This is a genomic window from Neorhizobium sp. AL 9.2.2, assembly GCF_013317225.1.
GTDB classification, from domain to species: Bacteria; Pseudomonadota; Alphaproteobacteria; order Rhizobiales; family Rhizobiaceae; genus Neorhizobium; species Neorhizobium soli.
In genome coordinates this window covers 733,509-751,949 of the sequence record NZ_JAALXU010000003.1, presented here as the reverse complement: position 1 = coordinate 751,949, position 18,441 = coordinate 733,509, and the positions used below count along the sequence as shown (strand labels likewise).

Genomic DNA, 18,441 nt, shown 5'->3' with positions numbered 1-18,441 from the left:
TATCTGCTTCGCCCTGCCGGCGTCAACCGTGTTGCCGCTCGCACGCGACGATTAGGGCCTTTGCCCCACGGCAATCGCTCTCAGTGCTTGTTCTCGCCCCAGTATCCGATCACGCACATGCGCTTCTTGTCGTGGCCGCGGGACTTGAGATGATTGCGGATCGGCCGAGCTTCGGACTTCTCGCATCCGATCCAGATATAGGTGTCAGGCCCCGCCTGCTCGATGACAGGAAGAACGACGGGACCGAGGATCCCGGCTTTGCCAGGCGCAATCCCCTTGCGATGCAGCCAGGTGATCTCGACCGACGCCCTGGAGCAGAGCGGCAACTGATCGGCAACGTCGTCGACTTCGATAAACACCTGCAGCCGCGCATCGGCAGGCGCTTCGGCGAGGATGCGGGAAATCGCCGGCAAGGCCGTATCGTCGCCGGCAAGGATCATGTGCCGGGCATCCGGCAGACCGCCGCCGCCCGGGCCCAGCAGACCTGCGACATCGCCCGGTTCGGCATGGCGGCCGAACTCGGCACCCGGCATCGGCCGGCCGTCGCTTTCATGCAGAACGAAGTCGATATCCATCTCGCCGCGGACCACATCGACGCTGCGGATCGTGTAGATGCGGATCACCATTTCGTCTTCGCCGTTCAGCCAGCCGAGGCGACCATCCGCACGGGTGACCGGCCAGACGGGCTTGCGGCCCTTCTTCGGGATCAGCAGGCGAATGTGGTAGTCGGCGCCGACGAACCGGGCAATGTCGTCGCAGGCAAGCGTCAGGCGGCGCATATGCGGCGTTACATGCCGCGCGGCAACGACGCGAATTTCGGTAAGGCCCGGGATCGGCGTCAGGGCCGCTTCGTCATGCCAGTTCAGCTCAAGCGGCTCTTCGCCGGCAAACATGAAGAGATGCTCGGCAATCGAGCTGCGCACCAGTTGCAGCAACTGCGCCGACGGGCAGGAAATATCGATCGAAAGGCAGCCGCCCTGCTTGCGGATATTGGCTTCGCCAACCTCGCTTGCGAGATTGACGTGGTCGCCGTCGCGCTTGACCTCGCTATGCTCGACGAAATGTTCGCAGATCTCGCACAGCATGCGCTCCGGGTCGACCGGAATTGCCTGGCCGGAAAGCGTAAACCTGTCCATCAACATTCCCGTCGCGCTCCTCTGCGCTCACCCGTTCGTCAACAGTTCATGAGCCGGTCAAATGGAAAGGCCCCGTAGGGCCTTCCTGCTAAACTTTACCGGCGCTGTCAAGTTACCAGACCTTGCTCACCTTTAAGGTCAGCGTACGCGCTTCGCCGTAGCCGCAGAAATACATCGTGTTGCAGCCCGCAACGTATTCCTTGTCGAACAGGTTGGTCACGTTGAGCGCAGCCTTCCAGTCGTTCTTCTCATAGCGGATCCCGGCATCGAACACCGTTGCGTCCTCCACCCGAAGCGTATTGGCGTCGTCAGCCCAGGACTTGCCGCGGTAGCGCACACCGGCCCCGAGACCCACGCCTGCGAGCGGTCCGTCCGTGACCGTGTAGTCCAGCCAGAGCGATGTCTGCGCGTTCGGCACCACCGCCGGCGTATTGCCCTCCAGCGACGAATCGCCAGGGTTTTCGGTGAACTCGAGATCGGTGTAGGAGGCGGCAGCGATGAGCTTCCAGTTGCGATCGAGATTGAACTTGCCTTCGAGTTCAACACCGCGTGAGCGGACTTCGCCGAGCTGACGGTCACCGATGGCCGGGATACTGACCGTATAGTTCTGCTTGTCGATCTGGAACACCGACGCCGTCAGACTTCCGTCGAGCCAGGTCGGCTCGTACTTGACGCCGGCCTCGTACTGCTCGCCTTCTTCGGGCTTCAGCGCGCCATCCGCACCGGTGCCGACCAGCGGGCTGAAGAAGGTGGCGACGCTGGCATAGGGCGTCACACCGTTTTCGAATTCGTAGGCGATGCCCGCACGGCCGCTCCAGGCGGTATCGTTCAGCTTGGCATCACCGGTGCCAAGGCGGTCGTCCACCTCGCTTTCAAGATAATCGAAGCGACCGTTGAGGGTGGCGACCCAGCCTCCGCCGAACTTGATCTGGTCCTGAACATACGCACCGACCTGATTGATCGTGTAGATCTGATGCGTCGAAGGCACGAGTGTTGGTGTTGGCAGGTCATTGCTCGGGTTGAGCGGATCGTATTGCGGCGGATAGGAACCGAAGGGTGTCGCGAGCTGATCGTTGTCGAGACGGTAGTAGCGATAATCCACGCCAGCCATCACCTTGTGGCTCGCGCCGCCAAGCTCGAACTCGTTCTCCAGCCGGTTGTCGATATTGAACGAGTCGGCCGAAGAGCGCACGTCGTCTGCGTAGGTCAGCACCAGACCATCGGTCTGCGAGAGGAAGTCGAACGCGTAGATCTGGCGTTCGCGCTTGTCGAGATGCGCGTAGCGCAGGTTCTGCGTGAACTTCCAGCCGCTATCGAATTCATGCTCGAACTCGTAGCCGACCATTGCCTGGGTCGAGCGACCGATATCGAAATCCGGATCGCCGACAAACACGTCACGGTCAAGTTTGCCGAACACGGGATTGCTTTCCACGGTGCCCGTATAGGGCAGCAGACCGTTGGACGTATGGGTCTGATCGAGCTTGCTGACGGAGCCCCAGACATTGAGGCTGGTCGTGTCGGTCGGCTGGAATGTGATCTGCGGCATGAACACGCCGCGGATGTCATCCTGCTCATCCGAATAGCCCTGGCCGCCGGAAAGCTTGCCCGTGAAGCGGTAGCTGACGACATCGCTGCCGAGCGCCTTGTCCGAGAAGTCGAAGCCGGCATAACCGCTGCCGTTGCTGTCCACTCCGAGCTCGGTGTAGAAATAGGGCTCGTCCGTGGGGCGCTTGCGCACCAGGTTCACGACACCGCCGGCATTGGCGCCCCCGAGCAGAACCGATGCCGGGCCTTTGAGGACCTCCACCCGTTCCAGCAGGAACGGATCGATCTGGAAATTGCCGAAGGCGTGGCTGGTCAGAGCCAGATTGTCGTAAAAGAGACCCGTCTGCGAAGCGTTGAAGCCGCGCACATAAATCCAGTCGGTATCGGGATCCGAACCGTAAGGCTGCGCAAAGACGCCGGGCGTATAGAGAAGCGCCTGATCGACCTTGTCGACGACGCCGCGATCCTCCAGCTCCTGCCGTCCGACGACGGATACGGACTGCGGAATTTCATTGATCGGCGTATCGGTCTTGGACCCCGTCGTGGTCTGCTTGGCGACGTAACCCTCAACAGGGCCGGTACCGCCGCCTTCCGTTCCTTGGCCCTCGATGACGATAGGTGCAAGCGTTGTCCCCTCGCTCTGCACCTGCGCCCGCGCGCTAAACGATGCGCTGAGCGCCATAAGGGCAACCCCTGCCCCAAGCGCCGCCTTCACCTTGTTCTTCCCCAACATTCCACTCATATTCGCCCCACTCACGCCGCCACACTACCTGGCACAATAGATGAGTGTTTAACTCAAATTAAACGCCGTCGCTTGCCCGCATCCGCGATATTTGAACGATCTTGGGCAAAGTTGCTGGACTGAACCCCATCGCAGCCGATTCAAACCGAGTGTGACTTTTTCCATTTCGACGGCGTGGTGCCGACATGCTTGCGGAACACGCGGCTGAAATGGGCGTGATCGGCAAAGCCGCTCTCGACCGCGATTTCGGTCAGCGGCCGGGCGCCGGAAATCAGCATCTGCTTGGCACGGTCGAGCCGGGCATTCATCTGCCACTCGTGCGGCGCAAACCCTGTCGACGCCTTGAACGAGTGGCTGAAATGCGATTGCGACAGCCCTGTCAGGGCCGCGATCTCCTGTAGCCGAATGCTGCGAAGGCAATTGGCCTCGATGAATTCCACAGCGCGCCGCAACTGCCACGGGGCAAGTGTGCTGCGCTTGCGGGTGTCCGAGAGTTTGACGATCTTCAGCACATCGACGAGCAGCGCGACCGCCAGTCCATCGCCGTAGAGATCATGGAGCGGGTCCGGATTGGCGACTTCCATCGCGATCAGCTGCGCCAGCGACATCACGCGCGGATCGGCAAACAGAAGATGCGGCTCCGTCAGACGCCGCGGATCGAGTTCGTCCATCAGCCGGCGCCGCAAACCATCCGCATCGAAATGAATGTCGAGGTGCCGCACATACTGGACGTCTTCGATATCCACCCAGAGATCCATTTCGGCCGGAATATAGGAAATCGGGCTTTTGCAACTGTCCTGCGGCGAACCGCCTGCCCGGGGACTGCGTTTAACCAGCGGCCGTCCACCACCCCGGTGCTCCAGCAGGATGAAAAGTCGCGGATCCTGCGCCACGTAATAACCGCCCGCATGCGGGCCGCATTCCACATCCCACAGATCTACGGTGATCCCATTCCAGTGCCTTCGACGCATGCCGCCGATGACCGAAAAACCCTCGATCTGGTTTCGCATCCGAGGCTGGAAGGTCATCGATTCACCGTGGCACATTAAACTTGTTTGTGATTATCAAGTTTAAGCGCTTGCATCAATCCCCGCCAATTCCGGTTGCCCGTTGCAGAGGATCACGGTGATTGCACCCGGCGCAACATCTGCTACGCCGGGGCCAAATTCGGTTACGGCAGCGTATAGGCTGTCTTCACTACGGTGAAGAATTCCGCTGCATACTTGCCCTGTTCGCGTGAACCGAAGGACGACGCCTTGCGGCCGCCGAACGGAACGTGGAAATCGACGCCCGCCGTCGGCAGGTTGACCATCACCATCCCGGCTTCGGAGTTGCGCTTGAAATGCGTCGCATGCTTCAGGCTGGTCGTGGCGATGCCGGCGGAAAGGCCGAACGGCGTATCGTTGGCAACGGCGAGCGCCTCGTCATAATCCTTGACCCGGATAACCGACACGACAGGGCCAAAAATCTCTTCCTGGCTGATGCGCATCTGGTTGGTCGCTTCGGTAAACATCGTCGGCTGAAGATAGAAGCCGGGCGTATCGCGGGACACGACCTCACCGCCGAAGGCAAGCTTGGCGCCTTCGCTTTTGCCGATCTCGATATAGTCGGTATCCTGCTTGAGCTGCCGTTCGTCGACGACGGGACCGATATGCGTGCCGGCCTTCAGCGCGTTGTCAACGATCAGTGACTTCAGCTTGTCGGTCATGGCCGCCACGAACTTGTCGTGAATGCCTTCCGTCACGATCAGCCGCGACGAGGCCGTGCAGCGCTGGCCGGTCGAGAAGAAGCCTGAATTGGCAGCAGCTTCGACAGCGACCGAAAGGTCAGCATCGTCAAGCACCACCATCGGGTTCTTGCCGCCCATTTCCAGCTGGAACTTGCGGTTATGCTCGATCGAGGCAAGCGCCACCCGCTTGCCGGTTCCGGTCGAGCCTGTGAACGTGATGCCGCCGAGATCCCGGCTGTCGAGCATCGCCTGACCGACCACCGAGCCGCTTCCCATCACCAGGTTGAGCACGCCCTTCGGAAGTCCTGCGCGGTGCAGAATATCGACGATCGCCCAGGCGCAGCCCGGCACGAGTTCGGCCGGCTTGAACACGACCGTGTTGCCGTAGCAAAGCGCCGGCGCGATCTTCCACGCCGGAATGGCGATCGGAAAATTCCACGGTGTGATGATGCCGATGACGCCGAGCGGCTCGCGGGTGATCTCCACAGTAATGCCCGGCCGTGCCGACGGCACGATCTCGCCGGTCAGGCGCAGCGCTTCGCCGGCGAAGAAATCGAAGATCTGCGCGGCTCGCGTCACCTCGCCGATCGCTTCCGGCAGGATCTTACCTTCTTCGCGCGCCAGCAGCTTGCCGAGCTCTTCCTTGCGGGCCAGGATCTCGTCCGCGGTCTTCTTCAGGATCGCGTGCCGCTCCAGGATGCCGGAGCGCGACCATGCGGGAAACGCAGCCTTCGCCGCCGCGATCGCGGTCTTGGTATCCTCGGCGCTACCGCGGGCATAGAGACCGACGACATCTTTCGTGTCGGACGGGCTGATGTTCTCGGACGCATCCGTGCCGACCCATTCGCCGGCAATCAGGTTCTGGTAGATCGTCATTGCAAAATTCCTATCTCAGATATCGTCCGGATGCCCGGCCGTGGTGAATGCACCGCCTTGATAAATGACCGCGGGATCGGCCGGATCGTCAACCGCCGCTGCCTCCACTTCCACGCGCCATTTCGCGGACGTGTCCTGCGGCCTCCAGCCAAGGAAGGACGCGTTGCCGTTGTCCCACCACTGTTCATCGTTTGCCGAAGCGCCGTAGACCACCGTATGGCCAAGCCGTGGAGCGGAGAAGGCCCGCCCGCAAAGCGATACGAAATCCTGGTAGCTCAGCCATGTTGCCAGCATACGACGGGTCAGCGGCTTGTCGAAGCAGGACCCGATCCGCATCGACAGCGTCTCCTGAGCGAACTTCTGCCAGTACATGCTGGCAACCGCCTCGCCGAACACTTTGGAAACACCATAGAGCGAGTCCGGCTTCGGTGCGACGCTGTTGTCGATGAATTCGTCGCGTCTGTAATAGCCGACGACATGGTTGGAACTGGCAAACACGATGCGCGGCTTGCCGCTGTGGCGGGCAGCCTCGTAGAGATTGTAGAGGCCAACGATATTGGCCTGCAGGATCATGTCGAACGGTTTTTCGATCGAAACACCGCCGAGATGGATGATACCGTCGACGCCTTCAACCAGTTTGGCGACGGCTGCGGCATCGGACAGATCGCAGCGCACGAAACGCTGGTTCGCACCGGGATCATCGATGTCGGTGAGATCCGACAGCACCACTTCTTCTGCAAGCTCGCTCAGCAGCGGACGAATTCCGCGCGCAAGCCCGCCGGCGGCGCCGGTCAGCAAAAGTCTCTTCAGCATTGATCCTCCCCAGGACAGATTCCCATCGCATGTCATCATACATGATGTCTGAAGTCATACTATAAGATGCGCAAGGGAGGTCAAGCAGGCGGCGGCGGATTGCCGGCGATGAGTTGGCGCAGCAAGTCCATATCCTGACCCAGCGGGCGATCGTCCGCGTAGATGGCCACATGCTGCCGCACCAAATCATGCACGACGCGGGTGCCGTTTGCGGGAGAATTGGTTTCGGCGAGAATGTCCTGCGCCTGGACGCCCGCCATCAATTCGATCGCAAACACCTGTTCGGCATTGTCGAGTATGGCGAGCAGCTTGTTGGCTGCCGCGGTCGGATGCGCCAAAAAGTCCTCCTGAAGCCCCGACGTGAGACCGCCATCGGTCGCGGCGGGCGCGGCCAGCCGACGGTTGTCGTTGACGAGTGCGGCAGCTGTATACTGCGCGATCATGAAGCCGGAATGGCTTCCCGCATCGGTCGCAAGAAACGGCGGCAGGCCGCTCACCAGCGGATTGACCAGTCGGTCGATGCGACGCTCGCTCATGGCCGCAACCTGGGCAATCGCAGCTGCCAGAGCATCGGCGGCGTGACCGAGCGCCGGCGCCACCGCATGGGCTTCGGACCAGACCAGCGGCGCATCCGGAGTCCCGGCGATTGCGGGGTTGTCGGTGACGGAGGCAAGCTCCTGATCGACAATTCCGCACGCGTGGGCAAACACGTCGCGGGCGGCGCCATGCGCATGCGGTATGGCGCGAAGACTGAGCGCATCCTGTGTTCGCCGCCCGACCGCGGCGGCGATGATGCCGCTTCCCTGAAGACGTGACCGCAACGCCGCTCCGACCATAGCGATGCCGGCCGAAGGTCTCAGCGCCAGCACATCCTCATCGAAGGCCGCCATCTGGCAACCGGCAGCCTCCAGCGTCACAGCGGCAATCGCATTGGCCCAATCGAGCAGCCGTTCGGCACGGGCGAGCGCCACGCAGGCAAGACCGGTCGAGCAGGCGGTGCCATTGACGAGGCTGAGCCCTTCCTTGGCGCCGAGCACCAGCGGTTCGAGCCCGATTGCGGCAAGCGCCGTGCGGCCGGTCATCCGCTCCCCCGCCACGGACGCATGCCCCTCGCCGATCAGCACCAGCGCCGTATGGGCATTGTGGATGAGATACCCGGCCGAGCCTTTCGACGGCATATCCGGAATGCAGTCGGCCTCGAGAAACCGGCAGAGATGCCTGACGATCTGAGGCCGCACACCGGAATGCCCATGCGCGAAATTGGCGATCTGCGCCGCGATCACCGCCCTCACGTCGCGGCGGCCAAGCAGCGGTCCGACACCGCAGGCATGGCTCATGACGATATTGCGCGAAAGCCGGCTCTGTGCGTCGCGATCGACGACCGTATCGGACAGCGCGCCGACACCCGTCGTGATGCCATACGCCCTCGCGCCGCTGTCTACCAACGCTTCAACGATGCGGCGGGCATAAGCAATTCGGTCCCAAGCCCCTTGCGAAAGCGCGAGATCCTCGCCTTCCGCAACGTGAGCGACATCACGCCACGTCAGTACCTTGTCGATAAGGATCGTCACGGGCAGCGTCCCTTGAAAGGCCGGGGTTGGCGAAGGCGCTACGATAGGCGTCTCAAGGGATAAGGCAAAGTCCCGGCAGCGGCGTCGATGTGTCAGGCGACGGCAGGATAGCCAAGCGCTGCGGCCTGCCGCTCAAGCTCGAGCAGCCTCTCGTAACGGGAATCGTCGAGAACCGCGAAACCGGACAGTGCCAGCACGTCACGCACATCCGCAAGTGACGGGTCAACGAGTGCTGCCTCAAGCGCTTCTCGCAAAAGCGCCACCTCGTCATCGGATGCAGATGCACGGGTGATCAGCGGCAGTCCTGGCCCAGACGGTGTCTCTGCCACCACGACGATATCAGCGAGATCTTCAGGCGCGAACCGCGCCACATGACCGTACGTGATGCAGTCTATCGCAGCGCAATCCGCCCTGCCCTTGGAAACCGCCGCGATGCTGGCGGCATGCCCACCGGTTTCGATGACCTTCCCGAAGATGCGGGATCCACGCGCAATCGGCGCGATCGCGGCGCGAAACAGATTGGCGCCCGAATTGCTGTCCCGACTGTTGATCGCCGCCGACCGCCCGCGCAGGTCCTCGAGCGAGACTATCCCCGCATCCTTGCGGACAATCACGAAGCTGCGCATATCCGGCCCGTCGCAACCCGGATAGGCATAGCAGGGCGTCGCCACCAGCCGCACGTTTCCGCGCAGACTGCTGACGTAAGGGTATCCGCAGGTCTGCGACAAAAGCAGCTCCGGCCGCATCCAGGCATCGTCATGGGAGATCGAACGGTCGAGCGTACCGGGAACCCCGGCCATGCCCGCATCGGTGAGCCTGCGGGCAAGAAACGTCCACAGCGCATCCGTCGCCTGCGCAACCAGTGGCGGCGCGACATACATCGCCAGACTGGCGAGCCGCGAGACCTTGTCCATCAATGCAGACCGCCGACGCCGAGCAGACGGTCCACGGTCTGCTGATCCTTCGACAGGGCATCCGGTGTGCCGCTCCAGGCAATGCGCCCGCGCTCCAGAATGATGACGTCTTCCGCAAAATCGAGCGCGCTCTGGATCCGCTGCTCCACCAGTAGGATGGTCATATCGCCTGATGTCGCAAGCGCCGTGAAGGCAACCATCAGTTCCTCGCAGATGACGGGGGCGAGACCTTCGAGCGGTTCGTCGAGAAGCAACACGGAGGGACGGCCGAGAATGGTGCGGGCCGTCGTCAGCATCTGCTGCTCGCCGCCGGAAAGCTGGTTACCCAGATTGCTGCGCCGCTCCTTCAGCCGCGGAAACATGGCATAGGCCTCCTCGATCGCATCCTTCGGGCGCGCCTTGAGGCCGACGAACAAGTTTTCCTCCACTGTCAGGCTCGGGAATACGCAGCGTTCCTGCGGCACATAGCCGAGGCCCGCACGGGCGCGGTCGGCGCTCGCGGCAGTGCTGATATCGGCACCGTCAATCGCAATGCGGCCACCGTAACGACGGGTCTGCCCGGCAAGGCTCGCAAGAAGCGTCGTCTTGCCCATGCCGTTGCGGCCGAGAACGGCCAGCCGACGTCCGGCCGGAACAGTGATGGTAATGTCTTCCAGCACCCTGGTTGGGCCGTAGCCCGCCGACAGGTTTTCGATCTTAAGCGACGCGGCCGGCATCGGCATAGCTCCCCAGATAGGCTTCCCTGACGCGGGGATCGCGTGTGGCGTCGCCCGGCGCGCCGTCGAAAATGACAGCGCCGGCGGCAAGCACCACGACCTTTTTGGCAAACCGGAAGACGAGATCCATGTCATGCTCGATCATCAGCACCGCCAGATCGGCCGGCAGTTCGTCGAGAGCCTGCTCGATCAGCCCGACATCGCTTTGCGGCACGCCGGCCGCCGGTTCGTCGAGCAGCAGCACTTTCGGCTTCAACGCAAGCGCGATGGCGATTTCCAGAAGACGCTGCTGACCATAGGCGATCTCGCGGACCTTGCGGTGCATGAGCGCGGTCAGCCGCAATGTCTCGAGCCGGTGCTCCACCTCCTGCATCACATCAGGCATGGTCAGGAAATTGCCGAAGATGCGGCCGGATCGCCCTTCCCGCTGAAGAACCGCAAGGCCCAGATGCTCTGCCGCCGTCATATCCTGAAACAGCCTCGTCACCTGGAAGGACCGCACCAGCCCGCGTTTGACGCGAGCGCTTGCATCGAGCCCCGTGATCACCTCGCCGCCGAGCCGCACCTCGCCGGAACTGGGGGCCAGCGTTCCCGTCACCAGATTGACGAAGGTCGTCTTGCCGGCACCGTTCGGGCCGATCAACGCCACCCGATCGCCCGCCGCCATCGACAGCGACACATCGTTCGTGACAACCAGCCCGCCGAACGACTTTTTGAGGGCGACGACTTCGAACACGGGACTTCTGACAGCTGCGGTCATGGCCGTCCCTCCCGCCGTTTTTCAAGAAACGCCGCCACCGTTCCGTAGATGCCTTTCGGCGCAAACAGCACGACGGCAATTAAAAGCGCGCCGACCATGGTCAGCCAGTGGAAAGGATTGACTGACGACACATAGTCCTGAAACATCATGAAGGCGACGGTGCCGGCCAGGGCCCCGAACAGCGATCCCGTGCCGCCGAGTGCCAGCATGACCAGCGCTTCCGCCGACTGGGTAAACGACAGCGTATCAAGCCCGACCACCTGCGTGGAAATAGCGTTGAGCGCGCCACCCAGCCCTGCGACCGCGCCGGAAATTCCGTACATCTTGACGATCGCCCGCTTCGGCGAGGCGCCCATCGCCCGGATCCTGAGCGGATCTTCTTTGAGCCCGCGGCACAGCATGCCGAACGGCGACCGCACGAGAATGCGCAGGAAAACGAAAACGACGAGCAGGATCACGACCGCGAACACATAGGCCGTATTGCCGAACAGATCGAATTCGAAACGGCCGAAGATCGGATCCGGCGCGATCCCCGAAAGACCGTCGCTGCCGCCGGTAAAGGACGACATCTTGTTGGCAAGCTCGTGAAACAGATGAATGAGGGCGATCGACAGAACCAGTTGCGGCAGCCCATGCGCACGCAGCATGACGAGCGCCGACAACAGCCCGGCAAGCGCTCCGCCGACAAGACCCGCAAGCGTCATCAGCAGCGGATCGTTGATGCCGTAATGGGCAGAGAGAATACCCGCCGCATAGGCGCCGCTGCCAAACAGCGCCGCATGACCAAGCGTCGCCACGCCGCAATAGCCGGTAACGAGATCGAGCGAAAGCACGAGCAGCGCCACCGCGATGATCCGCGTCAGAAGCGCCAGATTATCCGGAAAGGCAAAATAGCCGATCGCCGCGGCAAGGACGATCACGCCGAACCCCACGACATCGCGCATCAGCGAACGCCGCCGGCGCATCGCGCCCATATCCCTTGAACTCACATCAACCGCCATTCTACTTCGCCCCCTTCATGAGGCCGTTCGGAAACACGCAGATGATGGCGATCACCGCAAGGTAGAAGAAGAACTCGCCGAACTCGGGCAGGAGATAGCGGCCCGTCGTATCGACCGCGCCGAGCAGCAGGCAGGCGAGCAACGTGCCCCCGATCGAGCCTGCCCCGCCGACGGAAACGACGACCAGGAATGTCACGAGATAGCGCAGCGCATAATAGGGCTCGACCGGCAGTAACTCGGCCCCGACCACGCCGCCGAAGGCCGCAAGCCCGACCGCGACCGCAAAGCTGACCGCATAGATGATTTCGGTGCGAACCCCCAGCGCTGAGGCCATCGCCGCATTGTCGACCGAGGCCCGCAGCCTGATGCCGAAACCGGTCTTCTCGATCGCAAGCCACAGGCAAAGCGCCACGGCAAGACCGCAGAAGATCGCAAACAGCCGATGCGCGGAAATGCTGCGGAACCCGAGATCGACCGGCTGTTGCAGCACATCCGAAAGCGGAATGGTCTTCAGCGTCGGCCCCATCAGGTAATTGGCAAGCCCGATGATGCAAAAGGTGATGCCGATCGTCATCAGCACCTGCGTCAGCTTAGGCGCGCCATAGATGCGCCGATAGAGAAACCGCTCGATCGGCGCCGCAATCACGATCGTCGCAACCACGGCGGCAAGGATGGCCGGCGCATAGCCAAGGCCGAGATCCCGCGAAACGTAGGAGGCGACATAGCCGCCGATCATCGCGAAGGCACCATGGGCGAGATTGACCACCCGCATCAGCCCCATCGTCACTGAAAGCCCGATCGAAATCACGAACAGGATCATGCCATAGGCGAGCGCATCGATACCGATGCTCAAAATCGTCTGCAACCGTCTCGCCTCCCATGCGGTCCCGAACTGCAGGCTGCTTATAATTGAAGCCGAAGGTCAAGAAAATTGCTGGGGTGACAAAAGCCGGAATTCACCCGAGATGCGGTTATCCACAGAGCGGGGCTCCGGCATGGCGAACGAAGCGAACCGACCATGCAAGAACGCCCCCAGCCGCCTCGTGGCCGACCAGTCGCCAGCGAGTGGCCTAGAAGTTGCCGGCAACCGTGCTCCCGAATGACGCAACCGAACCGACGAAGCTGCCAATCATCAAAAACCCACGGCCCGCCCGCATGAAGATCTTTTGCTAATGTGAGGAAACCTTTTGCCCGCCATCGGGTTAAGTCACCGTAGGGAATACAAGGAAACACCATAATGATGAAGCTTCTCGCAGTAACGATCCTTTCCGCTGGTCTCGCAACGTCGGCTATGGCCCAGACGGCAACGTCCGGCACCGCCGCAGACCGCAGCAATGTACAGCAGAACACCGCAGGCGAAGGTGGCAACATCCCGCCGAAGCCAGCAGCTTCCGGCACCGTCGATTCGACAGCTACCAACAGCACCATGCCGAGCAGCAGCACGATGGGCGAAGGCAGCAAGAAGTGCAACAACGGCGGCCAGCCAGGTGACGCAGCCAACTCGGGCAACCTCCCGAACAACACCGGCACAACCGTCCAGGGCACCAACTGCTAATCAGCAGTTTTTCCCCAAAAGCGCTCTCCGCGATATCGCGGGGGGCGCTTTTTTTTGGGTGGTGGTGGGAGTAATTGGGGTAGTGTGCTGTCCTATCGATGGGCAGAGATTTAGGGCAACCGGTATTCTCCCCAGGGACCGGCGCCACTTTCGGCTCTGGCAGCCCTAGACATTGGTCTTCGGGTCGGTCGTCAGCACAAGACTATCCACAAAAACCTTCCAGTTCCCGGGATCGTTGATCCAGGTTCCGTTCTCAAGACGGGTCCTTGTCTATCCCGTTAGACCCTGAACAACGTCCCTGGCCAACGCCCGGCACGAACAGTCATCGCGGGCCCGCCCAACTCTGTTGGTGACGAATAACACCGGACCCGTGAGGTTCCCTGTGCGGAACGTCGAACAGGGAAATTTTCACCCGCAAATCAACCACCGAAAAATATCTGTTTATGAAGTACGTCTGCGACGGTCCTACTCCACAACCAAGACTTGATTCGGTTGACTAACTTCGTGGCTCGCGTGATTGATCGATCACTCGATTCAAGGAGAATTCTATGGCATCGCATCCGTATATCTCTGGCGCGGGCAACATCACACAGATGATTGGTTTCCTGCGTCAGAATTTTCCTGCGACCGTGTCTTCCGATACTGTCAAGAAATACCAAGTTGCTTCGAACAACGAGAGCTATGTGATCAATGCCCTGCAATTTCTCGGGGTCATCGACGAAGAAGGGAAGCGCACAGAAAAGGGACACGAAGTATTTGTCTTGCCTCCAGAAGAGTTCGAAAAGGCATTCGCATCTCTAGTCCGTGAGGCATATGCGGACCTCTTTGAAATTAGGGGTGATGATGCTTGGACTTTGACTAAACCCGAACTGACAGCGTATTTCCGCACCAACGACAAGACCAGCGAAGTCATCGGCGCGAGGCAGGCGGGGGTCTTTCAGGCGTTCAGCAGCCTCGCGGGAAACGAGCAGCAGGCGGCTCCCTCCAAATCCCGTGCAACCGCTTCCAATGGCAACTCCAAGACCCCGAAAGCAAAACCTGCAAAGGCCAAGTCAGCTCAGACCGCCACGGAGCCTGTCTCCGTTTCCTTGCCAAACCACACATCATCTAAAAGAGATATGGCGCTGACGGTGCGGATCGAGATCAATCTGCCAGCCGAAGGATCGCAGGAAACTTACGACAACATCTTCAAAAGCATCAAGGCCAACCTGATCGATGTTTAAGAACCTCACTCGGTTCGAGCGGATCGCCAGAACGGCGGGAAATTTTGGGAGCACACCCCAGTCGTCAGTGCCGACCGCCCATCCATTCGACGAGCGAAACATTCACTCTGCAATCACCAAAGTCTCAAAGGCTCTTTTCGACGACGGACATTATTCGCAGGCGACTTTCGAAGCCTTCAAGTTCCTAGACACTCATGTAAAAAAAATCTCAGGTGTCAGCGACAGCGGTCATGGTCTTATGATGAACGCGTTCGGAGAAAAGAACACTAAGATCAAGCTGACAGAGATGCTCACCCAGAGCGAGCTGGACGAACAGAGCGGTTATAAATTCATATTCGCGGGTTCTATGTCGGCGATTCGTAATCCGAGGGGACATGAGATAATTCACGACACGATAGATCAATGCCTCGATCATCTCTCGATGGCCTCGACTTTGCTCCGGCGGCTTCAGGACAGGATGTCACCGTGACCTTGCAGCGGCGGCCGAAATTGAATTCACCCCTCGCATAAGCGTTTGGAGCTTTCTTTTCCGGTCTGCATGTGCGGAATCCGACTTCATCTGACGAAGAATCCAGACTTGTGCGAGGAGAGTCCAGCCTGTTGTGGCGATGGACATAAATGGTGGGCCCAGAGAAAGTCGATTAGCGCAGCGAAAACAACAGCGTTCGGCCCAAAACGCCCCTCTGCCCTCCCCTGGATCTTATTGCGATTTTTTGAACGCCCCCCTCGCAAGATCAGCTATGAAACCGACCTCCGGTGTAATCAAAATGCCGCCCCCGCTCCCCTCCTCATATGGCTTTCAAATGACGGTGTCCATCGCCGCTGACAGATGTTGTCAAATGCCAAACTTTCGCTATTGCTAGTCCCGTGCAACTTGGAGGAGCAGAAACAGTGACCGAGATCGTAATCACCAAGGTATTGAACTCTGTACCTGAGGGGTCAAAAGCTGGAACAGTGCTCGCCACGGTTTCGACGTTCCCTGAGCAGGCAGGCGTCACATATACGGTGCAGTCCGAGCTTTATGGTGATCACGGATCTACGCTTGAGGACAACTCCTTCAGCATATCGGGCAGCCAGATCCTCATCGCGGGGAAGTTCGATTATGAGCGGATGGAAGCGCTCGAGCTGCATATTTTGATACGCGTTTCAGCCCATCTCGACGGCCAAATACTGGACACAAAAGGAATTATGTACGACGTCTCCGACGTGATGGAAGACATAAGCGGCACGCCCGGCAACGATACCCTCAGTGGCAGTTTCGGTATGGATAAGCTGTTGGGCGGCGCAGGAAATGACAAGCTCATAGCCTTTGACGGAAACGACATTTTGTACGGCGGAATGGGGAAAGACTATCTTTCCGGCGGACAAGGAGCAGACACGTTTCTGTTCAAGTCGATCAAGGAAAGCACAGCCACTGCGTTCGACGTCATCACTGACTGGGAGCACGCCCCTAAAGGCGGCATCCGAGATCACGTGGATCTTTCCCAAATAGATGCGAACGCGAAGGTAGTTGGGGATCAAGGTTTCGACTGGATCGGCACCAAGAAATTCACTGGCCACGCTGGCGAGCTTAGATATGAAAAACACGGGTCATATTCTATGGTGTATGCCGACGTGAACGGCGACAAAAAAGTAGATTTCGCCATCAAGTATGACGACGCCGTAACCCTCTACAAGGACGACTTCCTGCTCTAGCGAGTGACATCTTAGCGCGGATGGCGGCCTCACCAGAGAAATTCGAGTCCCAATTGGACGGCGAAATAGCTGAATTTCGCAAGCGGAAACAACGAAAACCCGCATAGGTGCGGGGTTTCAAGGCCGCTTTGTTATGCTTCGAGTTTTTAGACGATCCCCGCACCGTTCACGAATAGTCGTCGCAGAAGTGGCACTAGCTACATCGGATGAATTAAGCCAAAAGTGCTTTCAGTTGCGGGAATAGCCTACCAGGCTCACTTTGTAGCACGCTGCCACCGTTCTGGATCGGGCCTTACAGCTCGCGTCTAAAACAGAAAAGACGCTAGCGCCAAATGGTATCTTCTCTTTGACGGACGGCTACATCATTCCCTACAACCCACAAAGCAACTCGATATGCCGGTCCGCTATGGAGGGGACCGACCTCGTGCTCTCTTTGGAACCTCTGAAGCCTTCCCAAAATTGGTTTGGCTCCTGCAGATTTACATCACACATGGACGCACCGTGGAGCTAAAGCATTTCCGAAGTTACTACGAGCGACTCGACGGAATGGCATCCATCAGTGCCTCTCGGGCTGCTAACTGGCTCTGACAAAGATGGAATTTCCGGAACCTCGTGTCAAAATTCCGGAAAATTCGCGTCCGGCTACAGTAACTAAGAATTAAGGTGGTGGGCCCGGAGAGAGGGGAACCTCTCCATTTTAATCGTTATAAATCAACTAGCTAATACCCTATGTTGGAGCTGTTGTTGGAATTGGTCGTTTTTGTGAGACCCGTTGCAAACGTACCGGTGCGGGCATACTCGGTCGTACGGGCGTAGGCTTGGCTACGGATCACACTCAAAGTCGCATGTGACAAATCCATCTATGAGAGCCACTATTACAATTTTCGTTAAAGGGCAAAACGCTTTAATCACCCCGTGATAGTTCTAGTTCACCGACAAAAGTTGAAACATAACGGTGACAGCTCGATTCTCACGATAGGCAAGCAAAATCTATGACCGCCAATTTTCCGCGCAACGTTCAAGATTACATGGACCGCCTTTTTGCTTTGGCTGACGATCCGTCAAAGCTGTTCGCATCGGAAGGTGAACTCAAAGCAGCATTGTTCGCGTCGATGAAATCTAAAGCTGCGGGCTGGAAGCAACCGATTCAGTGCATGTTTCGAGGTTGTCAGTCGCCTAGTATCTCAAAGTCACATACGGTGCAACGTACCGGCCCCATTACAGGATTAATCGAAAAGGGGCACGTGCTGACACCTCATTTTTCTGACGGAGAACTTCAGCTAAAACGAGTTGGCGCATCTGAAGCTTCAACTTTTCCAGGATTTTGCTCGAAACACGAGCTTATATTTGGAGAATTTGAAAGAAAATCTTTGATCGATACAGCAGTAGCGGTTGAGCTGCAGGTTTTTCGGACAATATGCCGCGAGATCCGACGCAAACGGTATGATGTGGAGTGGCTTGAACGAACCTATTCAGAGATGATGTTGCGGTTTGAAACTAAGGCTCGGGAAGAGGCACGCACGCACGACGTCATCTTTGAAGGTGCTCAAATAGAAGACGGTGTGTTTGGCGTAGCGCAGACCCATATACTGACCGGAAACAGAGCGCTGAGCTCGCTTGAAAGCCTTTACGACCAGCATTTCCCGACAATCGAGCGGACCGGGGAGTCAAAACTTTATATTGCTTCGATCCAAGGGGATATTTTGATTCCCGTCGCGCTATCAGGATTGATCGACTATGAGGTAGAGAGCCGGTCGGTAACCTTGGTATGTGGCGTGATACCGCAGTCGCAGGGATCTTTAATATATTTGGCTGGAAGTGACAAAGATAAGGATGTCATAAACCGGTACATTAGAGGGTTGAAAACGGACCTTTCCTTGATAGATCTCGTTGAAGCATGGATGGTTTTCCACACGGATCACTGGTTTCTGAGACCGTCAGTTTGGGATCCGATACCCGCGGACCGGAAGTCTAAAATTCTCGAAGACATGTTTGATCTTTCTCCTCACGGACCGAACTACCACCGATCGATTTTTGACGAATTGCGGATCAAAGCGCTTCAAATTCCGCATCCCGTAGTGCTCTCACCTGAGCAAACACAGATACTAAACTACCAACGCGCGAAAATGGCCTGAGTATGGGTGGCCCTATCGTAAACATCTGCC

The 18,441-nt window shown here is 59.0% G+C and carries 16 protein-coding genes; 5 read left to right on the top strand and 11 right to left on the bottom strand.

Going from position 1 to position 18,441, the window contains the following annotated elements:
* Positions 1–80 precede the first annotated feature (80 nt).
* The 11 genes from G6K99_RS10310 to G6K99_RS10260 form a co-directional block, all read right to left on the bottom strand.
* Positions 81–1,136 carry a siderophore-interacting protein gene (locus tag G6K99_RS10310; RefSeq protein WP_244631422.1) on the bottom strand — a complete coding sequence of 352 codons (1,056 nt, stop codon included), beginning with the start codon at positions 1,134–1,136 and terminating at the stop codon, positions 81–83.
* Positions 1,137–1,248: 112 nt separating this feature from the next.
* Positions 1,249–3,423 carry a TonB-dependent siderophore receptor gene (locus G6K99_RS10305; RefSeq protein ID WP_174196480.1) on the bottom strand — a complete coding sequence of 725 codons (2,175 nt, stop codon included), beginning with the start codon at positions 3,421–3,423 and terminating at the stop codon, positions 1,249–1,251.
* Between the two features lie 140 nt (positions 3,424–3,563).
* Positions 3,564–4,451: a helix-turn-helix domain-containing protein gene (locus tag G6K99_RS10300; RefSeq protein ID WP_092661083.1), complete on the bottom strand. Its 888-nt coding sequence runs from the start codon at positions 4,449–4,451 to the stop codon at positions 3,564–3,566.
* Between the two features lie 143 nt (positions 4,452–4,594).
* Entirely contained in the window at positions 4,595–6,028 is a 1,434-nt protein-coding gene (locus G6K99_RS10295) for an aldehyde dehydrogenase family protein (protein ID WP_174196479.1), read from the bottom strand.
* Positions 6,029–6,043: 15 nt separating this feature from the next.
* Entirely contained in the window at positions 6,044–6,841 is a 798-nt protein-coding gene (locus tag G6K99_RS10290) for an NAD(P)-dependent oxidoreductase (protein ID WP_174196478.1), read from the bottom strand.
* Positions 6,842–6,921: 80 nt separating this feature from the next.
* A complete protein-coding gene (hutH, locus tag G6K99_RS10285) occupies positions 6,922–8,412 on the bottom strand; it encodes an aromatic amino acid lyase (protein ID WP_174196477.1) in 1,491 nt (496 codons plus the stop codon).
* 92 nt (positions 8,413–8,504) lie between these two features.
* On the bottom strand, positions 8,505–9,326 hold the full coding sequence (locus G6K99_RS10280; RefSeq protein ID WP_174196476.1) for a phosphate/phosphite/phosphonate ABC transporter substrate-binding protein: 822 nt from the start codon (positions 9,324–9,326) through the stop codon (positions 8,505–8,507).
* Entirely contained in the window at positions 9,326–10,042 is a 717-nt protein-coding gene (locus G6K99_RS10275; protein ID WP_174196475.1) for an ABC transporter ATP-binding protein, read from the bottom strand. The genes G6K99_RS10280 and G6K99_RS10275 overlap by 1 nt, the downstream gene beginning before the upstream one ends.
* On the bottom strand, positions 10,023–10,802 hold the full coding sequence (locus G6K99_RS10270) for an ABC transporter ATP-binding protein (protein ID WP_174196474.1): 780 nt from the start codon (positions 10,800–10,802) through the stop codon (positions 10,023–10,025). The genes G6K99_RS10275 and G6K99_RS10270 overlap by 20 nt, the downstream gene beginning before the upstream one ends.
* Complete coding sequence (locus G6K99_RS10265; RefSeq protein ID WP_174196473.1) at positions 10,799–11,803, bottom strand: branched-chain amino acid ABC transporter permease; 1,005 nt, start codon at positions 11,801–11,803, stop codon at positions 10,799–10,801. The genes G6K99_RS10270 and G6K99_RS10265 overlap by 4 nt, the downstream gene beginning before the upstream one ends.
* Before the next feature lies 1 nt (position 11,804).
* Complete coding sequence (locus G6K99_RS10260; protein ID WP_256413793.1) at positions 11,805–12,668, bottom strand: branched-chain amino acid ABC transporter permease; 864 nt, start codon at positions 12,666–12,668, stop codon at positions 11,805–11,807.
* Positions 12,669–13,040: 372 nt separating this feature from the next.
* Here G6K99_RS10260 and G6K99_RS10255 point away from each other — a divergent pair, with 372 nt between their 5' ends.
* The 5 genes from G6K99_RS10255 to G6K99_RS10235 all read left to right on the top strand — a co-directional run bounded on the left by G6K99_RS10255 (position 13,041) and on the right by G6K99_RS10235 (position 18,411).
* Entirely contained in the window at positions 13,041–13,358 is a 318-nt protein-coding gene (locus tag G6K99_RS10255) for a hypothetical protein (protein ID WP_062455952.1), read from the top strand.
* 548 nt (positions 13,359–13,906) lie between these two features.
* Complete coding sequence (locus G6K99_RS10250; protein WP_174196472.1) at positions 13,907–14,581, top strand: DUF5343 domain-containing protein; 675 nt, start codon at positions 13,907–13,909, stop codon at positions 14,579–14,581.
* Positions 14,574–15,050: a TIGR02391 family protein gene (locus G6K99_RS10245; protein ID WP_174196471.1), complete on the top strand. Its 477-nt coding sequence runs from the start codon at positions 14,574–14,576 to the stop codon at positions 15,048–15,050. Before G6K99_RS10250 ends, G6K99_RS10245 begins: the two co-directional genes overlap by 8 nt.
* Positions 15,051–15,472: 422 nt before the next feature.
* Positions 15,473–16,276: a M10 family metallopeptidase C-terminal domain-containing protein gene (locus G6K99_RS23505; protein WP_174196470.1), complete on the top strand. Its 804-nt coding sequence runs from the start codon at positions 15,473–15,475 to the stop codon at positions 16,274–16,276.
* Between the two features lie 992 nt (positions 16,277–17,268).
* Positions 17,269–18,411 (top strand): hypothetical protein, encoded by a 1,143-nt coding sequence (locus G6K99_RS10235; protein ID WP_174196469.1) that lies wholly within the window; start codon positions 17,269–17,271, stop codon positions 18,409–18,411.
* Positions 18,412–18,441: the final 30 nt, after the last annotated feature.

What these genes read in the sequence shown, in the direction of transcription:
- G6K99_RS10310 (WP_244631422.1), bottom strand. Translation starts at nt 1,136, where the DNA reads ATGGACAGGTTTACGCTTTCCGGCCAGGCAATTCCGGTCGACCCGGAG.
- G6K99_RS10305 (WP_174196480.1), bottom strand. Translation starts at nt 3,423, where the DNA reads ATGAGTGGAATGTTGGGGAAGAACAAGGTGAAGGCGGCGCTTGGGGCA.
- G6K99_RS10300 (WP_092661083.1), bottom strand. Translation starts at nt 4,451, where the DNA reads ATGACCTTCCAGCCTCGGATGCGAAACCAGATCGAGGGTTTTTCGGTC.
- G6K99_RS10295 (WP_174196479.1), bottom strand. Translation starts at nt 6,028, where the DNA reads ATGACGATCTACCAGAACCTGATTGCCGGCGAATGGGTCGGCACGGAT.
- G6K99_RS10290 (WP_174196478.1), bottom strand. Translation starts at nt 6,841, where the DNA reads ATGCTGAAGAGACTTTTGCTGACCGGCGCCGCCGGCGGGCTTGCGCGC.
- G6K99_RS10280 (WP_174196476.1), bottom strand. Translation starts at nt 9,326, where the DNA reads ATGGACAAGGTCTCGCGGCTCGCCAGTCTGGCGATGTATGTCGCGCCG.
- G6K99_RS10275 (WP_174196475.1), bottom strand. Translation starts at nt 10,042, where the DNA reads ATGCCGGCCGCGTCGCTTAAGATCGAAAACCTGTCGGCGGGCTACGGC.
- G6K99_RS10270 (WP_174196474.1), bottom strand. Translation starts at nt 10,802, where the DNA reads ATGACCGCAGCTGTCAGAAGTCCCGTGTTCGAAGTCGTCGCCCTCAAA.
- G6K99_RS10265 (WP_174196473.1), bottom strand. Translation starts at nt 11,803, where the DNA reads ATGGCGGTTGATGTGAGTTCAAGGGATATGGGCGCGATGCGCCGGCGG.
- G6K99_RS10255 (WP_062455952.1), top strand. Translation starts at nt 13,041, where the DNA reads ATGATGAAGCTTCTCGCAGTAACGATCCTTTCCGCTGGTCTCGCAACG.
- G6K99_RS10250 (WP_174196472.1), top strand. Translation starts at nt 13,907, where the DNA reads ATGGCATCGCATCCGTATATCTCTGGCGCGGGCAACATCACACAGATG.
- G6K99_RS10245 (WP_174196471.1), top strand. Translation starts at nt 14,574, where the DNA reads ATGTTTAAGAACCTCACTCGGTTCGAGCGGATCGCCAGAACGGCGGGA.
- G6K99_RS10235 (WP_174196469.1), top strand. Translation starts at nt 17,269, where the DNA reads ATGACCGCCAATTTTCCGCGCAACGTTCAAGATTACATGGACCGCCTT.